General features: G+C 72.6%; 26 protein-coding genes and 2 pseudogenes. 19 read left to right on the top strand and 9 right to left on the bottom strand.

The genetic code is table 11. The annotated features are described in order from the left end of the window. Nucleotides 1-5 precede the first annotated feature (5 nt). Complete coding sequence (locus tag OG867_RS16625; protein WP_406286210.1) at nt 6-788, bottom strand: hypothetical protein; 783 nt, start codon at nt 786-788, stop codon at nt 6-8. 193 nt (nt 789-981) lie between these two features. Here OG867_RS16625 and OG867_RS16620 point away from each other — a divergent pair, with 193 nt between their 5' ends. The 3 genes from OG867_RS16620 to OG867_RS16610 all read left to right on the top strand — a co-directional run bounded on the left by OG867_RS16620 (nt 982) and on the right by OG867_RS16610 (nt 3,509). Beyond that, nucleotides 982-1,566 (top strand): TetR family transcriptional regulator, encoded by a 585-nt coding sequence (locus OG867_RS16620; protein WP_328901027.1) that lies wholly within the window; start codon nt 982-984, stop codon nt 1,564-1,566. Nucleotides 1,567-1,699: 133 nt separating this feature from the next. Further along, nucleotides 1,700-2,458 (top strand): SDR family NAD(P)-dependent oxidoreductase, encoded by a 759-nt coding sequence (locus OG867_RS16615; protein ID WP_406286208.1) that lies wholly within the window; start codon nt 1,700-1,702, stop codon nt 2,456-2,458. Nucleotides 2,459-2,588: 130 nt separating this feature from the next. After that, the gene (locus OG867_RS16610; RefSeq protein WP_406286206.1) at nt 2,589-3,509 is read left to right on the top strand and encodes a glycosyltransferase family 2 protein; all 921 of its coding nucleotides are present in this window, start codon (nt 2,589-2,591) and stop codon (nt 3,507-3,509) included. Nucleotides 3,510-3,651: 142 nt separating this feature from the next. Here the strand turns inward: OG867_RS16610 and OG867_RS16605 are convergent, their stop codons facing one another. Beyond that, nucleotides 3,652-4,668: a glycoside hydrolase family 11 protein gene (locus OG867_RS16605; protein ID WP_406286204.1), complete on the bottom strand. Its 1,017-nt coding sequence runs from the start codon at nt 4,666-4,668 to the stop codon at nt 3,652-3,654. Between the two features lie 333 nt (nt 4,669-5,001). Here OG867_RS16605 and OG867_RS16600 point away from each other — a divergent pair, with 333 nt between their 5' ends. The 3 genes from OG867_RS16600 to OG867_RS16590 all read left to right on the top strand — a co-directional run bounded on the left by OG867_RS16600 (nt 5,002) and on the right by OG867_RS16590 (nt 8,411). Further along, on the top strand, nt 5,002-6,576 hold the full coding sequence (locus OG867_RS16600; RefSeq protein WP_406290983.1) for a hypothetical protein: 1,575 nt from the start codon (nt 5,002-5,004) through the stop codon (nt 6,574-6,576). 195 nt (nt 6,577-6,771) lie between these two features. Further along, nucleotides 6,772-8,076, top strand: coding sequence for an ammonium transporter (locus tag OG867_RS16595; RefSeq protein WP_406286202.1), 1,305 nt, complete (start codon nt 6,772-6,774; stop codon nt 8,074-8,076). Then, entirely contained in the window at nt 8,073-8,411 is a 339-nt protein-coding gene (locus OG867_RS16590; protein ID WP_406286200.1) for a P-II family nitrogen regulator, read from the top strand. Before OG867_RS16595 ends, OG867_RS16590 begins: the two co-directional genes overlap by 4 nt. A 4-nt stretch (nt 8,412-8,415) precedes the next feature. On the opposite strand, the pseudogene OG867_RS16585 reads toward OG867_RS16590, so the two are convergent. The 4 genes and pseudogenes from OG867_RS16585 to OG867_RS16570 all read right to left on the bottom strand — a co-directional run. After that, nucleotides 8,416-8,685 (bottom strand): annotated as a pseudogene (locus OG867_RS16585) (LuxR C-terminal-related transcriptional regulator); the annotation flags it as partial. Between the two features lie 113 nt (nt 8,686-8,798). After that, nucleotides 8,799-8,978, bottom strand: a pseudogene (locus tag OG867_RS16580) (hypothetical protein); the annotation flags it as partial. Nucleotides 8,979-9,191: 213 nt separating this feature from the next. Beyond that, entirely contained in the window at nt 9,192-9,776 is a 585-nt protein-coding gene (locus OG867_RS16575) for a GNAT family N-acetyltransferase (RefSeq protein ID WP_406286198.1), read from the bottom strand. Nucleotides 9,777-9,823: 47 nt separating this feature from the next. Beyond that, nucleotides 9,824-10,600: a peptidoglycan recognition protein gene (locus OG867_RS16570; protein WP_406286196.1), complete on the bottom strand. Its 777-nt coding sequence runs from the start codon at nt 10,598-10,600 to the stop codon at nt 9,824-9,826. Nucleotides 10,601-10,864: 264 nt separating this feature from the next. Between OG867_RS16570 and crcB (OG867_RS16565) the strand changes: the two genes are divergently transcribed. The 3 genes from crcB (OG867_RS16565) to crcB (OG867_RS16555) are packed head-to-tail and all read left to right on the top strand — an operon-like array spanning nt 10,865 to nt 12,005. Further along, nucleotides 10,865-11,284 carry a fluoride efflux transporter CrcB gene (crcB, locus tag OG867_RS16565; protein WP_406286194.1) on the top strand — a complete coding sequence of 140 codons (420 nt, stop codon included), beginning with the start codon at nt 10,865-10,867 and terminating at the stop codon, nt 11,282-11,284. Then, on the top strand, nt 11,281-11,634 hold the full coding sequence (locus OG867_RS16560) for a DUF190 domain-containing protein (protein ID WP_328901042.1): 354 nt from the start codon (nt 11,281-11,283) through the stop codon (nt 11,632-11,634). Before crcB (OG867_RS16565) ends, OG867_RS16560 begins: the two co-directional genes overlap by 4 nt. Further along, complete coding sequence (crcB, locus tag OG867_RS16555; RefSeq protein WP_328901043.1) at nt 11,631-12,005, top strand: fluoride efflux transporter CrcB; 375 nt, start codon at nt 11,631-11,633, stop codon at nt 12,003-12,005. Before OG867_RS16560 ends, crcB (OG867_RS16555) begins: the two co-directional genes overlap by 4 nt. On the opposite strand, the gene OG867_RS16550 is transcribed toward crcB (OG867_RS16555), so the two are convergent. Beyond that, nucleotides 11,977-13,419, bottom strand: a complete 1,443-nt coding sequence (locus OG867_RS16550) for a DEAD/DEAH box helicase (protein WP_328901044.1) — start codon at nt 13,417-13,419, stop codon at nt 11,977-11,979. The genes crcB (OG867_RS16555) and OG867_RS16550 overlap by 29 nt on opposite strands. A 479-nt stretch (nt 13,420-13,898) precedes the next feature. Here OG867_RS16550 and OG867_RS16545 point away from each other — a divergent pair, with 479 nt between their 5' ends. From OG867_RS16545 to OG867_RS16530, 4 genes are read left to right on the top strand one after another with little or no spacing between them, the layout of a single operon-like run. Then, nucleotides 13,899-14,345 (top strand): hypothetical protein, encoded by a 447-nt coding sequence (locus OG867_RS16545; RefSeq protein WP_406286192.1) that lies wholly within the window; start codon nt 13,899-13,901, stop codon nt 14,343-14,345. A 3-nt stretch (nt 14,346-14,348) separates the two neighbouring features. Next, nucleotides 14,349-14,909: a toxin gene (locus OG867_RS16540; protein WP_328901046.1), complete on the top strand. Its 561-nt coding sequence runs from the start codon at nt 14,349-14,351 to the stop codon at nt 14,907-14,909. Nucleotides 14,910-14,956: 47 nt separating this feature from the next. Then, complete coding sequence (locus OG867_RS16535; RefSeq protein WP_406286190.1) at nt 14,957-16,204, top strand: MAB_1171c family putative transporter; 1,248 nt, start codon at nt 14,957-14,959, stop codon at nt 16,202-16,204. Then, a complete protein-coding gene (locus OG867_RS16530) occupies nt 16,201-16,797 on the top strand; it encodes a hypothetical protein (RefSeq protein ID WP_406286188.1) in 597 nt (198 codons plus the stop codon). Before OG867_RS16535 ends, OG867_RS16530 begins: the two co-directional genes overlap by 4 nt. Nucleotides 16,798-16,829: 32 nt before the next feature. Here OG867_RS16530 and OG867_RS16525 read toward each other — a convergent pair whose 3' ends face one another. Together OG867_RS16525 and OG867_RS16520 are read right to left on the bottom strand one after the other, a co-directional pair. After that, nucleotides 16,830-18,539: a SpoIIE family protein phosphatase gene (locus OG867_RS16525; protein ID WP_406286186.1), complete on the bottom strand. Its 1,710-nt coding sequence runs from the start codon at nt 18,537-18,539 to the stop codon at nt 16,830-16,832. 104 nt (nt 18,540-18,643) lie between these two features. Beyond that, a complete protein-coding gene (locus OG867_RS16520; protein ID WP_406286184.1) occupies nt 18,644-19,396 on the bottom strand; it encodes an AraC family transcriptional regulator in 753 nt (250 codons plus the stop codon). 77 nt (nt 19,397-19,473) lie between these two features. Between OG867_RS16520 and OG867_RS16515 the strand changes: the two genes are divergently transcribed. From OG867_RS16515 to OG867_RS16490, 6 genes are all read left to right on the top strand, one after another. Next, nucleotides 19,474-20,682 carry an MFS transporter gene (locus OG867_RS16515; protein WP_406286182.1) on the top strand — a complete coding sequence of 403 codons (1,209 nt, stop codon included), beginning with the start codon at nt 19,474-19,476 and terminating at the stop codon, nt 20,680-20,682. 82 nt (nt 20,683-20,764) lie between these two features. Further along, nucleotides 20,765-21,250 (top strand): peroxiredoxin family protein, encoded by a 486-nt coding sequence (locus tag OG867_RS16510; protein WP_406286179.1) that lies wholly within the window; start codon nt 20,765-20,767, stop codon nt 21,248-21,250. A gap of 108 nt (nt 21,251-21,358) precedes the next feature. Then, the gene (locus OG867_RS16505) at nt 21,359-21,868 is read left to right on the top strand and encodes a hypothetical protein (RefSeq protein WP_328901053.1); all 510 of its coding nucleotides are present in this window, start codon (nt 21,359-21,361) and stop codon (nt 21,866-21,868) included. Nucleotides 21,869-21,937: 69 nt separating this feature from the next. Continuing rightward, the gene (locus OG867_RS16500; protein ID WP_406286177.1) at nt 21,938-23,401 is read left to right on the top strand and encodes a flotillin family protein; all 1,464 of its coding nucleotides are present in this window, start codon (nt 21,938-21,940) and stop codon (nt 23,399-23,401) included. A 217-nt stretch (nt 23,402-23,618) separates the two neighbouring features. Continuing rightward, nucleotides 23,619-24,089, top strand: a complete 471-nt coding sequence (locus OG867_RS16495; protein ID WP_018102023.1) for a cation:proton antiporter regulatory subunit — start codon at nt 23,619-23,621, stop codon at nt 24,087-24,089. 2 nt (nt 24,090-24,091) lie between these two features. Then, nucleotides 24,092-25,330, top strand: coding sequence for a cation:proton antiporter (locus tag OG867_RS16490; protein ID WP_406286175.1), 1,239 nt, complete (start codon nt 24,092-24,094; stop codon nt 25,328-25,330). Nucleotides 25,331-25,345 lie beyond the last annotated feature (15 nt).

The raw sequence follows: 25,345 nt of genomic DNA, 5'->3' as shown, positions 1-25,345 counted from the left end.
GCGCCCTACGGGCAGCTCTCCTCGAACTTCACCGCCGTGATCTCGACCGGCCGCCCGTGCAGCTGCGCGCCCGCCGCCGGCACCTGGGTGCAGACCTTCCAGTTGCTCTCCAGCAGCACCATGCGGTCCTCCGCGGCGTCCTTCACCGTGAGTGAGGTCCCGGAATCGAGCGCCTCGCGCGCGGTGTTCACCGACTTGCCCGCGAGGTCGGGCATCCGGTCGCCCACCACCTTCGGGGGCTTCTTGTCCTTGGCCGGGCAGCTCTCCTCGGTCTTCACGGCACCGAAGTCCAACTCGGTCGTCGTGGCGACCGACTTGCCCGCCGCCACGCTCTGGGAGCAGACCTTCCAGTTCCGGTCGAGCAACTGCATCCGGTCCCGGCCCGCGCTGTCGTGCGAAGTCAGGGTGTAGAAGCCCTTGGCCTGGGCCGCGTCCTGCGCGGACTGGAGACCCATACCGACGAAGTCGGGTACGGAGACCTTCGCGTCGTCCTCGTCGTCGGCCGGCCGGGTCGTGCCCTTCGGCGCGGGCGGCTCGGCACCGGCCGGGGCACCGGCCTTCGGCGACGCCGTCACGGTGACCGTCGCGAGGGGCGTGGGCGTCGCGCTGTCGACGTTCTCCGTGGAGCCGCCGCCGGCGCTCCCCGCGACGGCTCCGGCGACGAACAGGCCGACCGCCGCCGGAACGACGACGCGCTTGCGCGTCCAGGCCGGCAGGCCCGACGCCGCCCCGGACGGCTTCTCCGGTGCTGGGCCCCAGGGTTGTTGGGTGTTGTTGTTCCAGTTCATTCGTCCCCCCAGGTGCGATTAGTGGAGGCATGACCGTATCCGTGCGCTCCGGGGCAAGGGGAGTCAGATCCTCCGTAAGTGATGAATTCGTGACGGTGATACGGAGAACCGTGAAGGTGGGACCGGCCTCAGTCGACGTCCACCCGAACGAGGTAATTGACCGATCGTTCCAATATCGCCTAGGCTCTTCGATGTGGCCAGGACCAAGGAATTCGATCCCGAGGCCGCACTGCAGGCGGCCCTTGAGCTGTTCTGGCAGCGCGGCTACGAAGCGACGTCGATGGCCGACCTCGTCGAACATCTCGGCATCGGCCGGGCCAGCATCTATGCCACCTTCGGCAACAAGCAGGAGCTGTTCCTGAAGGCGCTGGACCGTTACGCGGAGGGGCGCGATCCGCTCCTTCTCGCGGAACTGTCCCAGCCGGGGCCGGCCCTGCCCGCGGTCCGGGCCGTGGTGCGCCGCTTCGCGGAAGAGGCCACATCGCTGGAGGCGCGGCTGCACGGGTGCCTGATCACCAACACCGCTTCCGAGCTGGCATCCCACGACACGGCGGTGGCCCGCCGGGTCGAGATCAGCTGGGAGCACCTCGAAACCCCGCTGCACTCCGCACTCATACGGGCCCAGGCCCAGGGCGAGTTGCCGGAGGACCGCGACCCGCGCGCACTGGCCCGCTTGCTGCTCGTCCTGCTCCAAGGCATACGGGTCGTCGGCAAGGCGTCCAGCGATCCCTCCCGCGTACGGGAGGCCGCCGAGCAGGCCCTGTCGCTGCTGGACTGACCCCTGCCGCCCGAACGGTCCGCCACCCCGGCCAGGGCCGGAAGCAATCTTGCACGTCGCGATAATGGAACGATCGGTCCAGTAAAAGCCTTCAACGCTGGCCCGCCCAGGTCCCTACAGAGGAGTTGTGGAAGTGAACCGCTTCATCGGCAGGTCCGTCCTCGTCACGGGCGGAGGCTCCGGTCTCGGCCGTGCCACCGCGCTCGCCTTCGCCGCCGAAGGCGCGTCGGTGGTGGTCGCGGGGCGGACCCGGGCCGCCCTGGACGAGACGGTGCGGCTCATCGAGGCGAGCGGTGGCACGGCCGCCGCGGTCGTCGCCGACGTCACCGACTCGGAGCAGGTCCGCCGCCTGGTCGGAGAGGCCGTGGGCCGCTTCGGAGGGCTCCATATCGCGGTCAACAACGCCGGGATACTGCGAGGTTCCGGCCCGGCGGCGGACGTGAGCGAAGAGGACTGGGACGCGGTGCTGCGGACCAACGTCACCGGTGTGTGGCTGGCGATGAAGCACGAGATCGCCCACATGCGGGCCCATGGGGGCGGCACCATCGTCAACATCGCCTCCAATCTCGGGGCGCACCTGCGGATACCGAACGCCGCGGCCTACATCACGTCGAAGGCGGCCGTCTCCGCGCTGACCCGCGCCGCGGCGCTCGACCACGTCCACGAGGGCATCCGCATCAACGCCGTCAGCCCGGGAGCCTCCGACGCCCCCATGTCCCTCCGCCCGGGCGAGACCGAGGCCGACCGGGCGGAACGGGTGAAGTCACAGAACCCGCTCGGCAGGCTTGCGAAGGCCGAGGAGGTGGCGGCCGCGGTGCTGTACCTCGCCTCATCTGCCGCCGGAGCGGTCGTCGGCACGGACTTGGTCATCGACAGCGGGGCGGCGGCCTGAAGGGGGCGGACCAGAGGGACGAGGCGGAACCGGCGGGGGCCGGAACGGCCTCCGGCGACCGGAGGGACGGCGGGGCCCCGGCGCAAACGCCCTAGCATCGGGACCCCACCGATCACTGGAGTGAGCCGCCATGACCTTGTCGCCGCGCATCGGGGTTGTCATCGTGACCATGGGGACCCGACCCCGGGAGCTGGAGGCGCTGCTCGCGTCCGTCGCGAAGCAGGATGTTCCGGCCGCCCGCGTGGTGCTGGTGGGCAACGCGACCTCGCTGGACGACGTCTCGACCGATGTGCTCGGCGCGGCGGGTGCCCCCGGTGCGACCGAGGTGACCAAGGTGCCGCTCGCGGAGAATCTGGGGTGCCCCGGCGGGCGGAACGTGGGGCTTGAGCTGCTGCGGGACGGAGGCGGGGACGAGGTCGATGTCGTGGTCGAGTTGGACGACGACGGGCTGCTCATCGCGACGGACGTGTTCCGCGAGGTGCGGCGGCAGTTCGCGGAGGACCCGAGGCTGGGGATCATCGGATTCCGGGTCGCCGACGAGCAGGGGCGGACCGAACGGCGCTGGGTGCCGAGGCTGCGGGCGGGCGATCCGATGCGCGGGGGGCCGGTGACCGCGTTCCTGGGTGGCGGGCATGCCTTCTCGATGCCGATGCTCCGGCAGATCGGGCTGTGGCCGGGGGAGTTCTTCTTCGGCCACGAGGAGTCGGACCTCGCGTGGCGGGCGCTGGACGGCGGGTGGGAGATCCGTTACGTGCCGACGCTCGTCCTCCAGCATCCTCGGACGTCGCCGGCCCGGCACGCCGTCTACTACCGGTTCACCGCGCGGAACCGGGTGTGGCTCGCGCGCAGGCGGCTCCCGGCGCCGCTGATCCCGGTCTATCTCGGCGTGTGGATCACGCTGGCCATGCTGCGGATGCGCTCGGTGACGGGGCTGAAGGCGTGGTGGGGCGGGTTCACCGAGGGGATCAGGACACCGGCCGGGGAGCGGGCGCCGATGAGCTGGCGAACGGTGTGGCGGATGACCCGGCTGGGACGGCCGCCGGTGCTGTGAGGCGGGTGCGCGGCTGAAGGGGTGCTTCGGGCGGGCGACGCCTGGGCGCTCCGGGGCGGTCGCCGCCACCCGGGCGCTCCAGGGCGGGCCGCCACCCGGGTGCTCCGGGGCGGTCGCCGCCACCCCGGAGCACGCCGGACGGTCAGCCCGTGCTGCAGGAGACCGTCGGCCAGGTCCAACTGCCGTTGGACTGGATGGTGACGCCGAAGTTGTTGCCGCTGCCGTTGGGCTTGGCGGTCAGCACCTGGGCGCTGGGGTAACCGGCGCTGATGTTCCAGGTGGAGAGGACCTTCTCCGGGGACGGGACGTTCATCGTCACGGTCCAGTTGTCGGAGCCGGAGACCGCGACGTTGAGGTTGTAGCGGTCGCCCCACTTCTCGCCTGCGGAGAGGGTGGCGGTGCAGCCGTTGTTGCCGCCACCGGTGCCGCCTCCGTTGTCACCGCCGCCACCGGACGTGCTGCCCAGCGTGATGCTGGAGCTGCCGCTGCTCTGGTAGCCCTCGGTGGCCATGATCATGTAATTGAAGCTGCCGAGGTTCATCCCGTGCTGGGCCCAGGCGTCGAAGTGGTTGCCGGTGGTGATGGTGCCCCCGGTCCGCTTCGACTGGCGGACGCTCCAGTACTGCTTGAAGGTCTTGTTTCCCTCGATCGAGGGGGCGTTGGTCCGGGTCGTCTCGTAGATGTCGTACGTGCCGCCGTCACTGGTGACCGTGCCCTTGAAGGTCCCGGTGGGCCGGTACGTACCCCAGTTGTCCACGATGTAGTACTCCACCAGCGGATTCTGCGACCAGCCGTAGAGGGCCAGGTAGGCGTTGCCCGAGGGGTTGAAGGAGCCGGAGTACGTCACGCTGCGGCGGCCGCCCGTGCTCCAGCCCTTGCCCGCGACGAAGTTGCCGGTGTTGCTCCAGGACGTTCCGTAACTGCCGCCGGAGCCCAGGTTCATGGAGACGGTGCCGGGGCTGTCCGTCCAGAACGAGTAGTAGTAGCCGTTGTTGGTGCCCGTCTGGTTCGAGGTGACGGTCGTGTCGGCGGTGGCCGTGCCGGGCAGGGTGATCGCCGCGACGACGGCGATCACCACGGCGAAGGCGCTGCGGATGAACAGCCGTAGGCCGTTCACCGGTCTGGGGTGGCTCGTCGGATGTGCGGGGGTTGCGTACATGGGGGGAGTCCTCCTCGTCCCGTGAGCAGGTAGGCGTCGGCGGGGGCCTGCCGACGGCGCTCAGTGTTGGACCGGCCCCTGGGGGTGTCAATACTTTCGGCATGAGTTGCGAAACCTTCGATTGCCCTTACTCATAAGGGAGTTGAGGAGCCTCGCAGCTCAACGGCCTCCACCTCACCGGACGTCGGGGCAGAATGCGCACGGAAGCACGAGCTCCCCTCGAACCGAATGGCAGCCATTTCGAAAGTTTCGGGGAGGTGAGGCTGCTGAGCAGCCTCTAGGGTTTGGCACGTGGTGGTCGGTGAAGAAGTGCGCGCGGAGGCAAGCGAGTCGATGTGGGAGCCGTGGTGGCGGGTCCACCATGTCCCGCTGGTCTCCGTCGCGGTCGCGCTGCCCCTGTACGCCGTGTGGGCGGCCGTCCTGGCCACCGGCGGCGGTGACCTCGCCGCGCAGCTCGCCTGGTCCGGGTTCACCGCGCGCCACCCGGGATCGGCGTACAACCTGTCCTGGTACGGGGGGATGCACACCGCGAACTACAGCGTCCTCTCCTCGTATGTGATGGCCCTCGCCGGCGTCCGCACGGTGTCCGTCCTCTCCGGGCTCGCCGCCACCTGGCTGCTCGCCCTCCTCTTCGTCCGTACGGGGATGCGCCGCCCGCTCCCGCCCGCGCTGCTCGGCGCCTTCGCGCTGTGGTGCAACGTCGCGTCGGGGCGTACGACCTTCGCGCTCGGCGTGGCCGTCGGGCTCGTCGCCTGCCGGTACGTCGACCGGGCCGTGGTGGCCGCCGGCGCGGGGGCGCTGGCCACCATGGCGAGCCCGGTGGCCGGGCTTTTCCTGGTCGTCGTGAGCGCCGCGTACCTGCTCGACCGGCGGTGGCGCGCGGGCGCGGTCCTGATGGTCCCGTTCTTCGTGGTCGTCGGCGCGACGACGCTGCTGTTCCCGTTCCGGGGCGAGCAGCCCATACACGCGGACCGGGTGTGGATGCCGGTGCTGGTCTGCGCGGTGCTCGCGGCGGCGGCGCCCCGGACGCGGAAGTGGCGGGTCACGCGGTACGGGGCCGTCGTGTACGCGGTCGGCGTGGTGCTGACGTTCCTCGTCGCGTCCCCCATCGGCACGAACGTCGAGCGCCTGCTCGGTCTGGTCGCCGTGCCCGTACTGTGCGCGGCGGTCCTCGACACGGTCCGGGCCGGGGCGCGGGTGCGTACGGGGTTCCTGGCCGCCGTCCTCGTGCTCTCCGGGTACTGGCTCGTCGACAAGACCGTGGACGACCTGCGCGTGTCCACCCCCGTGCCGGGCTGGGCGTCCCGCACCGAGGGCGTCGTCGCCGCGCTCGACCGGCTGGGCGCGGACCGGGTCCGCGTCGAGGTCGTCCCCGCGCGCAACCACCGCGAGGCCGCCGTCCTCGCCCCGCACGTGAACATGGCCCGGGGCTGGAACCGCCAGCTGGACGTCGAGCGCGGGCGCCTCTTCTACGAGGGCGAGCTGACCCCGGACCGCTACCGCGCCTGGCTCGACCGCTGGGCCGTGGGCCTCGTCGTCCTGCACCACGGGCGGCCGGACGGACCCGCCGAGGCCGAAGCGGCTCTGGTCAGGGGCGGGTTGCCGTGGCTGGACGAGGTGTGGGAGGACGACGGCTGGACGGTCTACCGGGTCCGGGAGGCGACCCCGCTCGCGCCCCCGCCCGCCACGGTCGCCGGCGGCGGCGACGCGGAGCTGGTCCTGCGCATGGAACGGGCCGGATCGGTGACCGTACGGGTCGCCCACTCCCCCTGGCTCCGCGTGCACGGGCCCGCCGGGGCCTGTCTGCGGCAGGACGGCGCGTGGACACGGCTGACCGTGCGGAAGCCGGGGACGTACCGGCTGGACTCGGTGTACGGGCTCGGCCGCTTCCCGCAGCGCGGCTGCTGAGACCGGTCACGGGCGGCCCCTGCCCCCGGCCCGTGCGGCCTCGGAGCGGGCCCGCGCCCCGAGGCCGCGACCGTGAGATCCCGGCAACACCCGGGCAATGAAATACGGCGGAAACACACGGGGCCCCTCGGCGAAACGCGAGCCGGTCACGCTCGCAGTCGCTCCCACCGCTCCCCGCCCCGAGGAGGGACCCCCGTGACCCCCGTGACCGTGGCCGCGCCCGGCCTGGACACCGGCGACACCGCCTGGCTGCTCGCCGCCACCGCCCTCGTTCTGCTGATGACCCCCGGGCTCGCGCTGTTCTACGGCGGCATGGTCCGCACGAAGAGCGTCCTCAACATGCTGATGATGAGCTTCGTCTCGATCGCGCTGGTCACCGTGGTCTGGCTGGTCGCGGGCTATTCGCTGGTCTTCGGCGACGACGCGTTCGGGCTCGTCGGCGGCCTGGAGCACCTGGGCCTGGCGGACATCGGGCCGGACGCGCTGACCGGCGGAGTGCCGACCCTGCTGTTCACCACCTTCCAGCTCACCTTCGCGATCATCACGGCGGCGCTGATCAGCGGTGCGGTGGCGGACCGTACGAAGTTCGCCGCGTGGCTCGTCTTCGTACCGCTGTGGACGCTGCTCGTATACGCGCCCGTCGCGCACTGGGTCTGGGGGCCCGGCGGCTGGATCAAGGACTCGCTCGGGGCGCTCGACTTCGCGGGCGGGCTCGTGGTGGAGATCGCGTCCGGTGCGTCGGGGCTGGCGCTGGCCCTCGTCGTGGGGCCTCGCATCGGATTCCGGAAGGACGCGATGCGCCCGCACAACCTGCCGATGGTGATGCTCGGCGCGGGTCTGCTCTGGTTCGGCTGGCTCGGCTTCAACGGCGGCTCCGCGCTCGCCGCGAACGGACTGGCCGCCGCCTCGATGCTCAACACGGTCGTCGCGGGCTGCACCGGACTGCTCGGCTGGCTCTTCGTGGAGCAGCAGCGCGACGGACACCCCACCACCTTCGGCGCGGCGTCGGGCGCGGTCGCCGGGCTGGTCGCGATCACCCCGGCCTGCGGCACGGTCTCCATCCTGGGCGGTGCCGCCGTCGGGCTCGCGGCCGGTGTCGTCTGCTCGTACGCGGTCGCGTGGAAGTTCCGCTTCGGCTACGACGACGCGCTCGACGTCGTCGGGGTGCACCTCGTCGGGGGCGTCGTCGGCACCCTGCTCATCGGCCTGTTCGCGACCGCCACGATGACCGGCGGCGCGGAGGGCCTGTTCTACGGGGGCGGGGCGGCCCAGCTCCTGAAGCAGGCGGTGGCCGTGGTCGCGGTGGCGGCGTACACCTTCCTCGCGACGTACGGGATCGGCAAGGCGGTCGACCGGCTGATGGGCCTGCGCGCCTCCTCGGAGGAGGAGGTCACGGGGCTCGACCAGACGCTGCACGCGGAGAGCGCCTACGATCACGGCGCGCTGGGCCACGCGGCCCCGCAGTCGGCGCTCCCGAGGGACAGGAAGACCGCATCGTGAAGCTCATCACCGCCGTCATACGCCCGCACCGCCTGGACGAGGTCAAGACCGCGCTCCGGGAGGTCGGCGTCCAGGGGCTGACCGTCACCGAGGCCGGTGGTTACGGCCGCCAGCACGGGCACACCGAGGTGTACCGGGGCGCCGAGTACCGCGTCGACCTGGTGCCCAAGATCCGCATCGAGGCGGTCGTGGACGACGCGGACGAGGAGACGGCCGTCGACGCGGTCGTCCGGGCCGCCCGGACGGACCGCATCGGCGACGGCAAGGTGTGGGTCCAGCACGTGGAGACGGTGATCCGGGTCCGCACGGGCGAGCGGGGGCCGGACGCGCTCTGAGGCGTCAACGGCGCTTCAGCAGGCCCGTGTCCAGGGCCACCACCATCGCGCGCGTGCGGTCGTCGACGTCCAGCTTGGCGAAGATGCGCAGGAGGTGGGTCTTCACCGTGGCCTCGCCGATGAACAGCCTGCGGCCGATCTCCGCGTTCGACAGGCCGTCCGCGACCGCTTCGAGCACGTCCGGCTCGCGGGCGGTCAGGGCGACCGGGGCCGGGCGCCGCATCTTCGCGACCAGGCGCTGGGCGACGCGCGGGGCCAGGACCGTCTCGCCGCGTGGATGGCGGCCTTCCTGGCGGCGCGCCGCTCGGCGCGGTGGCCCAGCTTGACCAGCAGCGCGGGCAGCACGGTGAGCGAGCTGAGCACGGCCGCGACGACGCGGATGGTGCCGGTGGCCGGCGACTCGGCGTGACCGGCCTCGCCGACCCGGAAGTCCTTGGTGGTGGCCGCGTTGGAGCCCGACGCGATGCCGGCCCCGAGGCAGAGGAGGACGAAGAGGAACCATCCGGCGATCGCGCGCCAGGGGTGCCGGGCGCTCCACCGGGCCAGGTGTACGGGGCGAAGTCTCATGCCCTCCATGCTGTTGCGGAGGGGGGTGCGTCCGGCAGCCTCGACTGATGGAACCGGGGGTCCACCGGCCGGTGAACCGGGGGTCCACCGGCCGGTGGACCCGAACCGCGTTTCGGGAGCGGCGAGATATCGCTGAACGGTGGCCCCGCGCCAGTCCACGATCTCCTCCCGGCCGGGCGCGCACCGCCCCGGTCCCGCGCACCGTCTGACCCGTCAGAGCCGCGCCGCCAGGCGCGCCTTCGCCTCCGGCCACTCGTCCGCGAGCAGCGAGAAGTACACCGTGTCGCGCCAACTCCCATCCGGGCGGCGGCGGTGGCGGCGCAGGACGCCCTCGTGGCGGGCGCCGAGGCGGGCGATCGCCTTCTGGGAGCGCTCGTTGAGGTGGTCGGTCTTCAACTGGACGCGGCCCATGCCCAGATCCTCGAAGGCGTGGGTGAGCAGGAGCAGCTTGGTCTCCGTGTTCACCGCCGAGCGCCAGTACGCGCGGCCGTACCAGGTCGAGCCGATCTCCAGGCGCTCGTGCGCCGCGTCGACGTCCAGGAAGGACGTCCAGCCGATGGCCCGCCCGGTGGCCAGGTGGACGACGGCGAAGGGGACGTACGACGCGTTCGCGAGCATCGCGGCGAGCGCGGCCTCCATGTCCTCCCGGGTGCGGGGGACCGGCCCGCCGAGCCAGCGCCAGACCTCGTCGTCGTCCCCGCCGGCGGCGAAGAGGTCGTCCAGGTGGGCCGGGGCGAGCGGTTCGACGCGGACATGGCGGCCGGCCAGGGTCACGGGGAGGGGGCGCTTGGCGGTCATGCCCGCCACCCTACCCTCGTACGTACTAGCGTCAAACACTTTATGCACTAGTGCGTATTCCCGGCGTCCTCCGTATCCGTCTCGCCCTCGCGCCCGGCCGCCGCGCGCATGGTCGCCGCCATCGACCTGATCTCCGGCAGCTCGTCGTACAGCGCCTGGCCGGGGCAGCTCGTCTGGTACGTGTCGCGGTGGCCGGAGATGACGTTCAGCACCGCCACCTCGCCCTTGGGGTAGCGGCTCGCGTCATTGGTCGAGCGCAGCCGCACCTTGCCGCGCGGGTCCTCGCCGGGGCGCAGCTTCCACGCCGCGAGGGTCGCCAGGGCTCGCACGACGGGGGCCGGGACCCTCTCGCCGTCGCGGTAGTCGCCGAGCACCGCGATGCCCACGCTGTCCGCGTTGAAGCCGGTCGTGTGGGCGCCGCGCACCGAGCGCGTGATGCCGCCTGCCCGGCCCTCGTAGATCGTGCCGCACCGGTCGACCAGGAAGTTGTAGCCGATGTCGTCCCAGCCCCGGCCCTTGATGTGGGCCTCCTCGACGTTCCGGATCAGCTCGGGCGCCTCGGCGCAGTCGTAGTCGTTCGTCTCGCCCGTGTGGTGGACGAAGACCGCGCGGACGGCGCCCGTGTAGACGGCTCGCTCCCGGACGATGGACTCGTCCGCGTGCCAGGCCGTCCGGCTGACGATCACGGGCTGCGGCGCGGCCACCGCCCGCGGTCGGGGGGCGGCGGGCGGCTCGGCCAGGATGTGGGGCACCGGGGCGTCCCGCGGCACCAGCAGAGCCAGCGGGAGGACCGCGGCACCCAGCCATATTCGGTGGGGCCACATGGCTCCACCCTGCGGCTATCCCGCCGGGCCCGCAGATGAGGTGGCCGATCGGGTGAAATCGTCCCGGACGGGGAATAGCGCCTGGCCGCGTCCGGACGGGCCCGCTCCGGCGATATCCTGGGGGCAGCAGCGGGCCGGTGACGGCCACTGCGCGGCGGTGGGGCCCGCCGTACCCGAACCGCGAGCGCTCATGCGCCGCCAACGGTCCCTACTTGCGCAGACGTGTGCCCGTAACCGACGGGCGCCCCGGCAGGTAGGAGACGTATGCCCGGCATCCTCACGAAGAACCCGCAGACCGCCGTCGTCGCCGTGGTCGCGCTCGGCGGCGCGACCGGCGCCTGCGCCCGCTACGGCGCCGGGCTCCTCCGGCCCACCGCGGCCGGCGGCTTCCCCTGGACGACCCTCGTGGTCAACGTGATCGGCTGCGCGGTCATCGGCGTGTTCATGGTGGTGATCAGCGAGGTGTGGGCGGCGCACCGGCTGGTGAGACCGTTCTTCGGGACCGGGGTCCTCGGCGGGTTCACCACCTTCTCGACGTACGCGGTCGACATCGAACAGCTCGTGGCCGAGGACCGGGCCGGCACCGGACTGGTCTATCTCGGAGTAACACTGCTCGCGGCTCTCGCGGCGGTGTGGAGCGCGGTGTGGCTGACGCGCCGCGTACTGGCGTGGAGGAAGGCATGACGACACCCATGACCGAACCGGGGCTGCGCCTGACCGTGCTGGTCGGCGAGTCCGACAACTGGCACCACCGGCCCGTCTACACGGAGATCGTGCACCGGGCGCACGCCGCCGGGCTGTCCGGCGCCAGCGTCTTCCGGGGCATCGAGGGCTTCGGCGCCACCTCGATGATCCACACCCAGCGGCTGCTGTCCCTGAGCGAGGACCTGCCGGTGGCGGTGGTGATCGTGGACGCGGAGGAGGCGGTACGGGGATTCCTGCCGGAGATCGCCGAGCTGACCAACGGCTGCCCGGTCACGCTGGACGCCTGCGAGATCGTACGGAGCCCCGGAATACAGGGGGACCAGGAGTGAACTGGCTGCTCGTGATCGCCGGAGCGGCGGTCGGCGCCCCGATGCGCTATCTCACCGACCGGGCCGTGCAGTCCCGCCACGACACGGTCTTCCCGTGGGGGACGTTCGCCGTCAACGTGACCGGCTGCCTGATCCTGGGCACGCTGACCGGCGCGGTGGCGGCCGGGGCGGCCTCCTCGCACCTTCAGCTGCTGCTCGGGACCGGGCTCTGCGGGGCGCTGACCACGTACTCCACGTTCAGCTACGAGACGCTGCGGCTCGCGGAGGACGGGGCCGGGTTCTACGCGGCGGCCAACGTCGTGGTCAGCGTCGTCGCGGGGCTCGGCGCGGCCTTCGCGGGCGTCACGCTCGCCGAGGCCCTCTGGGCCTGACCCGGCGCTCGGAGGGCGGCGCGGTGATGGTGACGGGCACGCCGGAGGGGGCCTGCGCGCCGGTGATCCGGCTCAGCTCCTCGCCGCCGGAGCGGACCTCCGCGATCTGCGGGGTGATGCCCGCGTCGGCCATCAGCCGGGTCATGTCGCGGCGCTGGCTGGGCAGCACCAGCGTGACGACGCTGCCGGACTCCCCGGCCCGGGCGGTACGACCGCCCCGGTGCAGGTAGTCCTTGTGATCGGCCGGCGGATCGACGTTGACGACGAGGTCCAGGTTGTCGATGTGGATGCCGCGCGCCGCGACGTTGGTCGCGACCAGGACCGAGACGTGCCCGGTCTTGAAGCGCTCCAGGGTGCGGTTGCGCTCCGGCTGCGCCTTCCCGCCGTGCAGGGCGGCCGCCCGGACCCCGCTGTTGAGGAGATGGGCGGTCAGCTCGTCCACCGCCTGCTTGGTGTCCAGGAACATGAGCACCCGGCCGTCGCGCGCCGCGATCTCCGTCGTGGTGGCGAACTTGTCGGAGGGCCGTACGTAGAGCACGTGGTGCTCCATCGTCGTCACGGCGCCCGCGGCCGGGTCCACCGAGTGGACGACCGGGTCGTTCAGATAGCGCCGGACGAGCAGGTCGACGTCGCGGTCCAGGGTCGCCGAGAACAGCATGCGCTGGCCGGCCGACGGGATCTGGTTGAGCAGCTGGGTGACCTGGGGCATGAAGCCCAGATCGGCCATCTGGTCCGCCTCGTCCAGCACCGTCACCTCGACCCGGTCCAGCACGCAGTCGCCGCGCTCGATGAGGTCCTTGAGGCGGCCCGGCGTGGCGACGACGACGTCCGTGCCCCCGCGCAGCGCCGCCGTCTGGCGGCCGATCGACATCCCGCCGACGACGGTCGCCAGGCGCACCCGCAGCGGCTTCGCGTACGGGGTCAGCGCGGCGGTCACCTGCTGGGCCAGCTCGCGGGTGGGGACCAGGATCAGGGCGCGCGGATGCCGGGCCTCCGCGCGGTGCCCCGGCGTGCGCGCCAGCACCGCCAGGCCGAAGGCGAGGGTCTTCCCGGAGCCGGTGCGGCCCCGGCCCAGCACATCGCGCCCGGCCAGCGCGTTCGGCAGGGTGGCCGCCTGGATCGGGAACGGCTCGGTGACGCCCTGCGCGGTCAGCGCCGCCAGTACGGCGTCGGGCAGGTCCAGGTCGGCGAAGGCCGCGACGGGGGGCAGCGGCGGGGTCTCGGTCCGCGGCAGCTCGTACTCGCCCTGCCGCGCCACGGGCTTGCCGCCCTTCCCGCCGAAGCGGCGGTCGGGGGCTCCGGGGCGGCCGGCGCCCCGGGTGCGGAAGCCGCCGCCCGCGCGGGAGCCCGGGGCACCCTGGCCCCGGGAGCGGGAGGAGCGGTCGTTCGGTCGGGGGGTGCGGTCGCGGCTCAAGCGGAACCTTTTCGTCTGGGGATGCGCGGCGTCCCGCGGCTCTTTCCGATGGTAACCGGGGCGGGTGCGGGGCGCGGGGCCCGAAAAACACGCCCTGAACAAGGACACTGACCGGCCGGTCAGTTGATGACAGCCCGGGCAGGGGCCATAATGTGCGGGTAGCCCTTCACGCATCCCCCGTCGTGAAGGGCTACACCCCTTTGCGGGCGTGCGCAGCGGCGGCGCACACCGGCGTCTTCACGGGCAAGGGACTCCCCTCGTGGCCCCCTGCCCATGTTTTTTCGAGTTAACAGTGACGTAGAGTGTTTGCGCAAGCCCGCTCCGGGCACCGGATCAGATTGTTCCGCTTCCCTTTCGCTCCGGCAGCCCGACCGGAAGGGCGCGGTCCGCGGTTCGTTACAGTACGAGCCCGTTGACCGAATCGAGCGCCGCCCGGGGGCCGGACAGGGGTCCGCGGCGGACGTGAACGTGGGGGCCGGATGGACAACGGCGTAGAGCGCGCGCCGGAGCTGCGGACGCTGCGCCAGAAGGTCGAGTACATGGTCGAGAAGACCTTCCCCGGCCGGAAGATCTCGGGCCGGTTCTTCGCCGACCTGGTCAGGGAGCGCGGCGGATCGCTCTCCCACAGCTACTTCTCCAACATCCTGGCCGGCAAGGTGACCCAGCCGTCCGAGGAGATCCTGAAGGCGCTCGGCCTGGGCTTCGGCGTGGACTGGCGGTTCTTCAAGGAGGAGTCCGAGGTCGTGGACGACGTCGTGGCCGGGCTCCAGTTCCTCGCGAAGCGGCGGACGGGCGAGATCAGCGGGCTCGCCGGGCGCGGGCTCGACGAGGACGGGCTGCCGCCGGAACTGCTGCGGTTCGCGATGTCCCTGCTGCGGGACGCCGAGGAGCGCACGCCCCCGGCCGGCGGCGGACAGCAGGGCTGAGCCATGTCCCTGCGGAAGTTGCGGCGGGAGTGCGAGGAGGGGCTCGCGGAGCTGCCGCTGCCCTCGCCGTTCTCCCTGCCCGGCCTGGTGGCCAACATGGAGGCGGCCCGGGGCCGGACCATCGTGCTGCACGAGATGCCCGACCGGCTGGCGCGTGTCAACGCCGCCTGTGGGCTGCGCCTGAAGAGCGGGGACACCAGCTTCGTGCTGTACCGCCGGCGCCCCACCGCCTACCAGACCCAGCATGTCATCCTGCACGAGCTGTGCCACGAGTGGTTCGACCACGGCACCTCGCTCGACGCGGAACAGCTCCGGCGGCTGCTGCCCGTCTTCGACACCTCGCTCATCTCCCGGATGGTCGGCCCGGACGCCGTACTCGCCCCGGACGCCGTGCAGGCGCGCGCGCAGTACGACACCCACGACGAACGCATGGCCGAATTCGGTGCCTCGCTGATCCCCCGGATGGCCCGGGACGTCACGTCCGATGACATGGTGGGGCGGCTCGCCAACTCGCTCTCGCGCCCGGTCGCCCACCGCCGCGGCGGCCTGTTCCGGCGTACGTGACACCCGTATCGCCCGACCGCACTCCCCCACTCCCGAGGACGTCCGCCGTGACCCCGCTCGACCTCGCCGGCTATCTCATAGCGGGCCTGATGACAGCCGTCGCCCTGTGGCGCATGCCGGCCGCCCTGTGGGGTGACGAGGAGGACCGGCGCCGCCGGGCGCTGTGGGGGTGTTACGCGGGATTCGCGCTGGCGCTCTGGACGAAGACCCGGTTCGTGCGCGTCGGGCTCAACGACAGCCCGGTGACCGACCTGTCGGTCCTCATCAAGCACTACACCGCGACCATCGCGATTCTGGCCATTCTCAGCTACATCGTGGCGATCTACGGCCGGTACGAGGACGAGGGCGGGATCCCCCGGCACGTGCGGTTCGCCCGGCTCATCCAGCAGGTCGCGGCCAAGGCGTCGGTCGCGACCCTGGTGCTGCTCACCGTGCTGTTCTTCACCGTGGTCGACCGCTCCACGCCCTCGGACCGCTTCGTCGCGGACCACGCCGGGCAGTGGGGCGCCACGCTGTACATGAGCGTGTTCTACCTCTACCTCGGCGCCGCGTCCGCCGTCTGCGCGTACCAGTGGGCGCTGGCCACCGGGAGCGCCACGATGCGCCATCTGCGCGTCGGGCTCGGGATGATGACGTTCGCCATGTTCATCGGCGTCGGCTACACCGTCAGCCGGACGCTGTTCCTCTGGGTCAGCGTCGTGGACCGGCCGAGCGAGTCCTTCGCGCTGGACTTCGACGAGGTCACCGAGGCCGCCCAGGTCGTCCTCTTCCTCTTCTTCGCGGTCGGCGCCTCCATCCCGGCCCTGAGCAACGTCCGCCGCCGGGCCAAGCTCTGGCGGGCGCAGGCCCGGCTGCACGGCCTCTGGTACGCGCTGATGACCGCCTTCCCGGACCAGCCCTTCGAGCCGCCGCGCCCGCTGCTGCGGGAGCTGACGCGCTTCGACACGCCCGCCGACCTGCGGGTCGACCGCTGGGCGGCGGACATCGCGGACGCGGTCGAGAAGCTGCGCCACTACGTGCCGGACACCCTGCTGCCCGCCGCCGAGGCCGCCGCCGGGGCCGGTTCCGGCTCGCCGCTCGCCGACGCGTACTGGATCAGGGCGGCGCTGACCGCCCGGGACGCCGGGGCGGTCCCCGGGGAGGCGGCGGCCGTCTCCACCCAGCACGCCACCGACCAGGACGGCGAGGTCGCCCGGCTGGTCCGGGTCGCGGCGGCCTACCGGACGGTGACCCCGGAGCGGGCCCGTCAGATCCTCGACACCTGTGACACCGCGGGCAAGGAGCAGCCGGCATGACCACCACCGACACCACGTCCGCCCCCGACCACCCCCTCGCGCGGCGGGTGACCGATGTCCTCCAGCCCCGCAACGTGCTGCTCGTCGGCATGCTCGCCATCGGCCTCGCGGCGGCCGGGGAGTGGACCGGACTGCTCTGGGGACTGCTCGGCGCGCTGTGCGCGGGGATCGTGCCCGCCGGGTACATCGAGTGGGAGCGGGGGCGCGGCACCTGGGGCGACCGCCATGTCGTGGACCGCACCAAACGGGCGCCGATCTTCTTCGTGATCCTGGGCTCCATCGGCACCGGTTCGGCGGTCATGGTGCTGGGCGGGGCGCCCACCGGCATCCTGGCCGCGATGCTCGCGCTGTGGGCGATGACCGTCGTGCTGCTGGCGGTCAACACGGTGTGGAAGATCTCCGTGGACGCCTCCGTGGCCTCGGCGGTGGTCGCCCTGCTGGCCGCCGTCCACTCGCCGTGGTGGCTCTGCGCGTACGCGATGGCGGCCGCGGTCTCCTGGTCGCGGGTGGCGCTCGGCTATCACACGGTCGGCCAGGTCACGGCGGGTACGGCGCTGGGCGCGGCGACGGCGACGGCGTTCCTGTTCGTGTGACGCGGGGGCGGGGCACGGGCGGCGGGCCCGGCTCAGGACTCCGGGACCGTGGCCTCCGGCTCCTCCCGGGTCCGCGAGGCCATGACCGCGATGTCGTCCTCGGCGCCGGGGCCGAAGCGTTCGAGCACCCGGTCCAGGAAGGTCTCCAGATCGCCGTTGTCCGGCAGGGCCAGCTCTCCCAGCCGGGCGACGCTCGTGTCGATGTCCTCGTCGCGCCGCTCCACGAGCCCGTCGGTGTACATGAACAGCACCGTGCCCGGGCCGCACTCCATCACCGCCGACCGGTAGCCGCCGAATCCGGTGCCGAGCGGCGGGGCCGCCGGTACGTCGCAGATCCGGGTGCCCGCCGGGCCCGGGTCGAGGAAGACCGGCGGCAGGTGGCCCGCGCTCGCCACCTCGCACTGCCCGCCGTCCGCGTTCACCACGGCGAGCAGACAGGTCGCCGCCCGGTCGATCCCGGAGCGCTCCACCATCCGGTCCAGCTGCTCCAGGATGCGGTGCGGAGGCAGCTCCTCGTCGGCGAGGAGGCGCAGCAGCGAGCGGTAGTGGCTCATCGCGACGGCCGCCTCGACGCCGTGCCCCATGACGTCGCCCATCGCCTTGAGGTGCCGCCCGTCGGGCAGCGGGATGACGTCGAACCAGTCGCCGCCCACCAGGACGCTGCGGTCGGCCGGCAGATAGCGGGTGGCGACCTCGATGTGCGGGTGGGGCGGCCGGGGCTCGGAGAGCAGGGAGCGCTGGAGCTCCAAGGCGATGGTGTGCTCGTGGGTGAAGCGGCGGGCGTGGTCGAGATGGACGGCGGCCCGCCCCGCGAGCTCCCGGGCCACCACCACGTCGTCGTCCGAGAAGACGGGCGAGCCGCCGGCCCTGAGCAGGCCGAGCACGCCGATCGGGGCGCCGCGCACCGAGATCGGCACGGCGACCGCCGAGTGCAGCCCGAGCTCCCCGTAGGCGGCCACGCGCTCCGGGCTGGGCGCGGCGCGGCTCAGCCGCTCGGTGTCGGTGAGGTCCTCGACCACGGGCTGGTTGGTCGCCAGGCAGCGCGGTACGGCGGCCTCCTCCTGGTAGTCGATGTAGTCGCCGGCCACCCCGAAGCGGGCGACGCCCCGGCTCAGTCCGCGTACCGCCGACATGGCCGCCCGGCGCAGCCGGACCACGTCGGGCGGCGCCGGGCGCACCGGCGGGGCGACGTCCGGCGGGAAGACCTCGACGGTGGCGACGTCGGCGAGCCCCGGCACGACGAGGTCGGCCAGTTCGGCGCAGGTGGTGTCCATGTCGAGGGTGGTGCCGATACGGGTGTTCGCGCTGTCGAGGAGGGAGAGGTGGCGCTGGGCCTGGGCGAACCGGCGCTGTTCGTCGTCGGCCATGACCTCCAGCACGATCCCGACGACGCCGACGACCCGGCCGTCCACCTCCAGGCGGTGGTAGGCCCCGTGCCAGTAGACCCGAGCGGTCCCGGACTCGGCGGGCAGCCGGCCGCTGGAGGTGACCTCGCGGGCCCGGCCGTCCGCGAGCACGGCGCGCATCAGGTCCTCGCGGGCGTCGATGTCGGGCAGCACCTCGCTGGCGCGGCGGCCGATGTGGGCGGCGGGCGGGATGCCGTTGTGGCGTACGAGGGACGGGTTGACGTACACGTAGCGCAGCTCGGTGTCGAACACGGCCACGCCGGCCGTCGTGCCGTCGAGCACGGCGGCGAGCGCCGTGACGTCGATGGACGGCGGATGGTAGGCGTGCACCGGCAAGACGAACCTCCTGGGGCAGGGCGCGGACCGCCCGCTGCCCGGCCCTTCATCCTCGGTCGCCCCGCCCGCTCCCGCATCCGCAGACCGCCGGGTGGCGGGTGTGGTCAGGACGTGCTTGCCGCGTACGAGCCCGGAGTCGTCCCGAAAGCGTGCCGGAACGACTGGATGAAGGCGCTCGGGCCGCTGTAGCCGCAGGCCACGGCCACTGAGGTGACCGAGCCGCCCGAGGCGAGCAGGGTCAGCGCGTGGTGCAGGCGGAGCTGGGTGCGCCACTGCGGGAACGACATCCCGGTCTCCGTGCGGAAGAGCCGGCTCAGGGTGCGGGGCGCCGCGCCGACGGCCGTGCCCAGCTCGGTGAGGGTCCGCCCGTCCGCCGGGTCGTCCTGGAGGAGGCGGGCGATGTCGCGCAGCCGGGCGTCGGCCGGGGTGGGCAGGCAGACCCCGAGCGGTTCGACCCGGCGCAGCTGGTCGAGCGCGACGCGCTCCAGGTTGCGCCGGCGGCGCGCGTCGCCGGCGAGCTCCGTGTCGTCGGTCAGGCAGGCCACGACCTCGCGCAGCAGCGGGGTGACGGCGAGGACGGTCGGCCGGTCGAGCCGGAGCGGATTGTCGGCCGGGGCGAAGCTGAGCGCCCGCAGCTCGGTCGGGCCGTACGCGAGGTGCGCGTGGACGACGCCCGCCGGGATCCAGACCGCCCGGTGCGGGGGCACGGCCCAGACGCCGAGCGGGGTGGCGACTTCGAGGACGCCGCGCGAGGGGCAGACGAGCTGGTGCTCCAGGTGGTGGTGGCTCTCGATGCGTTCCTGGTGCGCGAGCGGAACCCGGGCGGGGCCGTGCAGAGTGCGGCCGGTTGGCGACATAAGCAGGCAGATTATCGCTAGCCCGCTGCCCCGGGCGGCCGGAATCCTCGAAGGGACCTTCGAGGAGGAGCACCTTCATGACCACCGACAACGCCGCGCAGGCCGGGGCCCCGCCCGCCGATGCCCCGCCCACCGGGGCCGCCGCGCCCGTCTCCGCCTGGCGGCGGATGCGGATGTGGGGCGCCGCGCACGCCGTGGACGACCTCTACCAGGGCCTCGTCCCCGCCTGCGTCCCGTACTTCGTGCTCGACCGGGGCTACAGCTATGTCGCCGCCTCCGGGCTGACCCTCGCGGCCGCCCTCGGCAGCTCGGTGCCGCAGCCGTTCATCGGCATCGCGGTGGACCGTTACCGGCTGCCTCGGCTTGCGCCCGCCGGGCTCGCCGTCGCCGGGATCGGGCTCGGCCTGTCCGGTCTGGTGCGGCCGTACGCCGCCGTCTGGCTGCTGATCCTGCTCTCCGGCCTCGGCGTGGCGATGTTCCACCCGGCGGCGGGCAAGGCGGCCCGGGAGGCTGCGGGCGACAGCGCGTCCGCGATGAGCGTCTTCGCGGCGGGCGGCAGCGTCGGCTTCTTCATGGCCCCGGTGCTCGCGACCCCGGCACTCGTCGCGATGGGGGTCGGGGCGACGGCGCTGTTCATCCCGCCCGCCGTCCTGATGGCGTTCGTCCTGCTCCGGCACCGTCCGGCCGTCGCCCCCGCGCGCAAGGCCGGGCGGGCGGGGCGGGACCGGTGGCGGCCGTTCCTCTTCCTCACCGGGATCGAGGTGGTGCGCTCGGTGGCGTTCTTCGGCGCGATCACCTTCATCGAGCTGTTCTGGATCCGCCACCTCCACTCGGGCCGGGGCGTCGCCGGTGTCGCGCTCGCCTGCTTCCTGGTCGGCGGGGTCGCCGGCACGCTGCTCGGCGGCCGGATCGCGGACCGCGTCGGCATGGTCCGTACGGTGCAACTGGGCGGTCTCGCCGCCGTGCCGGCCCTGGTCGCGCTGCGGCTGACCCCGGGCACCCTGCTACCGCTGGTCTTCGCGGTCCTGGCGGGGCTGGCGCTCAACGTGCCGTTCGCCGTCCTGGTGAAGCTGGGTCAGGACTACCTGCCGGGGCGCCCGGGCACGGCGGCCGGGGTCACGCTGGGCCTCGCCGTCAGCATCGGGGGGCTGATCGCCCCGGTGCTGGGCGCGACGGCGCAGGCGTACGGGCCGCAGGGCGTGTTCACGGTCCTGTGCGCCATCCCCGTACCGGCCGTGCTCCTCGGGCTGTTCCTCACCGAACCGGAACCGTCCCCGGGTGGCTGACCGTCCCCGGTGACGGAGGCATGCTGTACGCGACACGGGCGGCACCACCGCCGCCCGGGCGCAGCACACCGAAGGGCACGCCATGGGATCGTCACCGCACCTGGGATCGGCCGTACCGGACTTCACGCTTCCGGGTGGGGTGCTCGCCGGGGACGCCTTCGAGCGGCGCGACTACGCGCTCGCGGAGGCGCGCGGCCGGGCCCTGGTCCTCGCCTTCTACCCGGGCGACAACACCACCGTGTGCACGAAGCAGTTGTGCGCGTACTCCTCGGGCATGGAGATCTTCGAGAAGCTGGACGCGGAGGTGTGGGGGATCAGCCCACAGGGTGTGGACAGCCACGAGTCGTTCGCCCGCGCCCATGGGCTGCGCATGCCGCTGCTCGCGGACCCGGGCCGGGAGACCGCCCGGGCCTTCGGCGTCGCCGCACCCGGGATCGGGGTGCGGCGCGCCGTCTTCCTGATCGACGCGGAGGGGGTGCTGCGGTGGAAGCACGTGGCGCTGCTGGGGGCGACGTTCCAGTCCCTGGACACCCTGTCCGACCAGTTGTCCGGCATCAACAGCAAGTAAAAGATTGCCGGGTTCCGGCAATGTCGTCCGGGGGGTGCGTATGGGACCATCCAGCCAGTTCGACGGAAAAGCAGCACAGGGGTCGGCGGGGCCGGGAGGGGTGATCAGATGACGTTGTTTCTCGGTCTCGGCATCGCGGGGGTCGCCCTGCTCGCCCTGTCGCTGGTCTTCGACGGGATCCTGGAGGGCCTCTTCGGGGGTCTCCTGGAGGGCCTTTTCGGCGGGCTCGTCTCCCTTCCGGTGATCGCGGGCTTCCTGTCGATGCTCGGCTTCGGCGGCGCCATCGTGCTCGGCACGACCGGCGCGGGCACCCTCGTCGCCACCGTGGCGGGGGCCGCGGCCGGGGTGGCCGCCGCCCTGCTGACCTGGAAGTTCAGCCGCGCCCTGATGCGGGACCAGACCGACGCGACCCCGCGCGGCGAGGACCTGGTCGGCACGTCCGGTTCGGTGGTCACCGCGATCCCGGCCGACGGCTACGGCGAGGTCCTGCTCCGCCTCGGCGGCCACCTCGTGAAGCTGTCCGCGAGGAGCACGGTGCCCGTCGCGCGCGGCGCCGAGGTCTGGGTCGAGGCGTCGCTCTCCAGCACGTCGGTGTCGGTCCGTCCCGTCGAACGCTGACCGGTACGCCCGGCACCATCACCGCTCGTCTCACGACTGCCCCCGTCAGGAGGCAGAGGGGGAAACCGCATGAGTCCCGTAATGCTCGCGATCGTCGGAGTCGTCGTACTCCTCTTCCTGCTCGCCCTCGCCGTGATCACCCGTTACAAGGTGGCCGGCCCCAGCCAGGCGTTCATCATCACCGGCCGCCGGGGCAAGAAGTCCGTCGACCCGGTGACCGGCCGGACCAGCATCGACAACAGCGGCCAGAAGGTCGTCGTCGGCGGCGGCGTCTTCGTCGTGCCGTTCGTCCAGCAGAAGTTCACCCTGGACCTGTCCAGCCGGCACATCCCGGTCGCCGTGCGCGGCGCCGTCACCCTGCGCGGCGTCAAGGCACACCTCGAAGGCGTCGCGATCGTCAAGGTCGGCGGCAGCGAGGACGCCATCCGGGCCGCCGCCCAGCGCTTCCTGCGCCAGCAGGACGGCATCGTCGGCTTCACCCAGGAAGTGCTCTCCGGCGCGCTGCGCGCCATCGTCGGCCGGATGTCCGTCGAGGACATCATCCGCGACCGTGCCGCGTTCGCCGGCCAGGTGGCGGAGGAGGCCGAGGCCAGCCTGTCCGGCCAGGGCCTGATCCTGGACGCCTTCCAGATCCAGGACATCACCACCGAGGGCTCCTACCTGGAGGACCTGGGCCGCCCCGAGGCCGCCCGCGCCAAGCAGGAGGCCGACATCGCGGAGGCCATCGCCCGCCGCGCCTCGGAGCAGGCCCGTCTGAAGGCCGCCGAGGAGATCGCCATCGCCGAGCGGACCTTCTACCTGAAGCAGGCCGAGATCAAGGCGGAGACCGAGGCGGCCGCCGCCCAGGCCGACGCCGCGGGCCCGCTCGCCGAGGCCGCGCGCCGCCAGGAGATCCTGGCCGAGCAGGAGAAGGTCGCCGAGCGCCAGGCCGCGCTGACCGACCGCGAGCTCGACACCAAGGTCCGCAAGCCCGCCGACGCCGCCCGCTACCAGGCCGAGCAGGAGGCCGAAGCCCGCCGCATCGCCCAGGTCAAGGAGGCCGAGGCGGCCGCCGAGCGCGCCCGGCTCACCGGTGAGGGCGAGAAGCTGCACCGCTCCGCACTCGCCGAGGCGGTGCGCATCGAGGGTGAGGCGGAGGCCGCCGCCATCGCGGCGCGCGGTTCGGCCGAGGCCGAGGCCATGCAGAAGAAGGCCGACGCCTTCGCGCAGTACGGCGACGCGGCCGTCCTCCAGATGCTCGTCGAGGTGCTGCCCCAGGTCGTCGCCAAGGCCGCCGAGCCGCTGAGCGCCATCGACAAGATGACCGTCATCTCCACGGACGGGGCGAGCCGGCTGTCCCGTACGGTCACGGACAACGTCGCCCAGGGCATGGAGCTGCTCAGCTCCACCACCGGGGTCGACCTCGCCGCGCTGCTCCAGAACCTCAAGGGCGCGGTACCGAAGGCGGCCACCGCCGAGCCGGTGGCCCCGGCGGTCCCGGCGGTCCCGGCAGCCTCGGCCGAGAAGAACGGGAAGATCGAGATCGGCGACTGATCCCCGTACGAACAGGCGACTGATCCCCCGTACGAACAGACCCGCGTGCCCGGCCGGTTGCGCAACCGGCCGGGCATTCGTGTGCCGGGGTCCGGACCGTCAGGAGCCGTGGCCGGAAGTCGCCCCTCGGGGGTGGCACATACCTCCGGATAAGGTAATGCGGGTCTAAAGAGATCGCCAAGTGCCTCGCGCGTACCGCGCCCCTCGGGAGGAAGCCATGGGAACCCACCGCACCACGCTGCCCGGAGTCGGCGTCCAGTACGACTACACGACCGAGTCGGGGCAGCACATCTCCGTGGTCGTCCACCACGACGGGCGGCGGTTCATCGGCTTCTACGACCAGGACGACCCTGATTCGTGCCGGCTCTCCGTCCCCCTGACCCCACAGGAGGCGACGGGGCTCGCCCACCTCATCGACGCGGCGCCCATCGACGCCGTACGGACCGAGGGCATCGACCTGGTCACCGAGCACATCCCGCTCGGCACCCGCTCGCCGTACGGCGGCCGGCTGCTCGGCGACACGAAGGCGCGGACCCGGACCGGCGCCTCGATCGTGGCGGTGCTGCGCACCCACAGCGCGCACCCGTCACCCGGGCCGGACTTCCGGCTGGCCATCGGCGACACGCTCATCGCCGTCGGAACACGCGAGGGCGTCGACACGCTCTCCGAGATCATCGCGGAGGGCTGACCGTGCACGACACGACCGCACTGCTCATGGAGCTCGGCTCCGTCATCCTGGGACTCGGCATCATCGGGCGGTTCGCCGGCCGGATAGGGCTCTCGCCGATCCCCCTCTACCTGCTGGCCGGGCTGGCCTTCGGCGAGGGCGGGCTGCTGCCGCTCGGCGCGAGCGAGGAGTTCACCGCCGTCGGCGCCGAGATCGGCGTCATCCTGCTGCTGCTCCTGCTCGGCCTCGAATACAGCGCGTCCGAGCTGGTGACCAGCCTGAAGACGCAGTACCCGTCCGGGGCCGTGGACTTCGTGCTCAACGCGACCCCGGGCGCGGTCGCCGCGCTGCTGCTCGGCTGGGGCCCGGTCGGGGCCGTCGCGCTGGCCGGCGTCACCTGGATCTCCTCGTCCGGCGTGATCGCGAAGGTCCTCGCGGACCTGGGACGCCTCGGCAACCGGGAGACGCCGGTCATCCTCGGGGTGCTGGTCATCGAGGACCTGTCGATGGCCGTCTACCTGCCGCTGCTCACCGCGATGCTCGCGGGCGTCGGCCTCGCCGGCGGCAGCATCGCGCTGCTCATCGCGCTCGGCACGGTCGGGTTCGTGCTCTATCTCGCGCTGCGGCACGGCCGCCTCATCAGCCGCGCGGTCTCCTCCGACAATCCGGAGATGCTGCTGCTCGTCGTGCTCGGTCTGACCGTCCTGGTCGCCGGGGTGGCCCAGCAGCTCCAGGTGTCGGCCGCCGTCGGCGCGTTCCTCGTCGGCATCGCGCTCTCCGGCGAGGTCGCGGAGGGCGCGCGCAAGCTGCTGACCCCGCTGCGGGACCTGTTCGCCGCCGTCTTCTTCGTGTTCTTCGGGCTCTCCACCAACCCGGCCGAGATTCCGCCGGTGCTGCTGCCGGCCGCGCTGCTCGCCGTCGTCACCGTCTTCACGAAGATCGGGACCGGCTGGTACGCGGCCCGGCGCGCCGGCATCGGACCGCGCGGGCGCTGGCGGGCGGGCGGCACGCTCGTCGCGCGCGGCGAGTTCTCCATCGTGATCGCGGGTCTGGCCGTGGCTACGGAGCCCCGCATCGGCCCCATCGCCACCGCGTACGTCCTGATCCTGGTCATCGTCGGCCCGCTCACCGCGCGCTGGACCCAGCCGGTGGTCGAACGCGTCCAGAAGTGGCGCGGCAAGGACGCGGCTCCGACGCCGGTCGCGGCGAGCGGTGAAGCGGTCCCCGCGGCCCGGGAAGAGGTCTCGGCCTCGACCGAGTGACCGCGTGGCGTCAGG

Source organism: Streptomyces sp. NBC_00209 (assembly GCF_045206345.1).
Lineage (GTDB): Bacteria > Actinomycetota > Actinomycetes > Streptomycetales > Streptomycetaceae > Streptomyces.
This window is presented reverse-complemented; position numbering and strand designations above follow the sequence as displayed.

Coding starts and splice junctions, on each gene's coding strand:
- OG867_RS16625 (WP_406286210.1), bottom strand. CDS start 788: ATGAACTGGAACAACAACACCCAACAACCCTGGGGCCCAGCACCGGAG.
- OG867_RS16610 (WP_406286206.1), top strand. CDS start 2,589: ATGACCTTGTCGCCGCGCATCGGGGTTGTCATCGTGACCATGGGGACC.
- OG867_RS16605 (WP_406286204.1), bottom strand. CDS start 4,668: ATGTACGCAACCCCCGCACATCCGACGAGCCACCCCAGACCGGTGAAC.
- OG867_RS16600 (WP_406290983.1), top strand. CDS start 5,002: ATGTGGGAGCCGTGGTGGCGGGTCCACCATGTCCCGCTGGTCTCCGTC.
- OG867_RS16575 (WP_406286198.1), bottom strand. CDS start 9,776: ATGACCGCCAAGCGCCCCCTCCCCGTGACCCTGGCCGGCCGCCATGTC.
- OG867_RS16570 (WP_406286196.1), bottom strand. CDS start 10,600: ATGTGGCCCCACCGAATATGGCTGGGTGCCGCGGTCCTCCCGCTGGCT.
- crcB (WP_406286194.1), top strand. CDS start 10,865: ATGCCCGGCATCCTCACGAAGAACCCGCAGACCGCCGTCGTCGCCGTG.
- OG867_RS16560 (WP_328901042.1), top strand. CDS start 11,281: ATGACGACACCCATGACCGAACCGGGGCTGCGCCTGACCGTGCTGGTC.
- OG867_RS16545 (WP_406286192.1), top strand. CDS start 13,899: ATGGACAACGGCGTAGAGCGCGCGCCGGAGCTGCGGACGCTGCGCCAG.
- OG867_RS16540 (WP_328901046.1), top strand. CDS start 14,349: ATGTCCCTGCGGAAGTTGCGGCGGGAGTGCGAGGAGGGGCTCGCGGAG.
- OG867_RS16530 (WP_406286188.1), top strand. CDS start 16,201: ATGACCACCACCGACACCACGTCCGCCCCCGACCACCCCCTCGCGCGG.
- OG867_RS16520 (WP_406286184.1), bottom strand. CDS start 19,396: ATGTCGCCAACCGGCCGCACTCTGCACGGCCCCGCCCGGGTTCCGCTC.
- OG867_RS16515 (WP_406286182.1), top strand. CDS start 19,474: ATGACCACCGACAACGCCGCGCAGGCCGGGGCCCCGCCCGCCGATGCC.
- OG867_RS16510 (WP_406286179.1), top strand. CDS start 20,765: ATGGGATCGTCACCGCACCTGGGATCGGCCGTACCGGACTTCACGCTT.
- OG867_RS16505 (WP_328901053.1), top strand. CDS start 21,359: ATGACGTTGTTTCTCGGTCTCGGCATCGCGGGGGTCGCCCTGCTCGCC.
- OG867_RS16500 (WP_406286177.1), top strand. CDS start 21,938: ATGAGTCCCGTAATGCTCGCGATCGTCGGAGTCGTCGTACTCCTCTTC.
- OG867_RS16495 (WP_018102023.1), top strand. CDS start 23,619: ATGGGAACCCACCGCACCACGCTGCCCGGAGTCGGCGTCCAGTACGAC.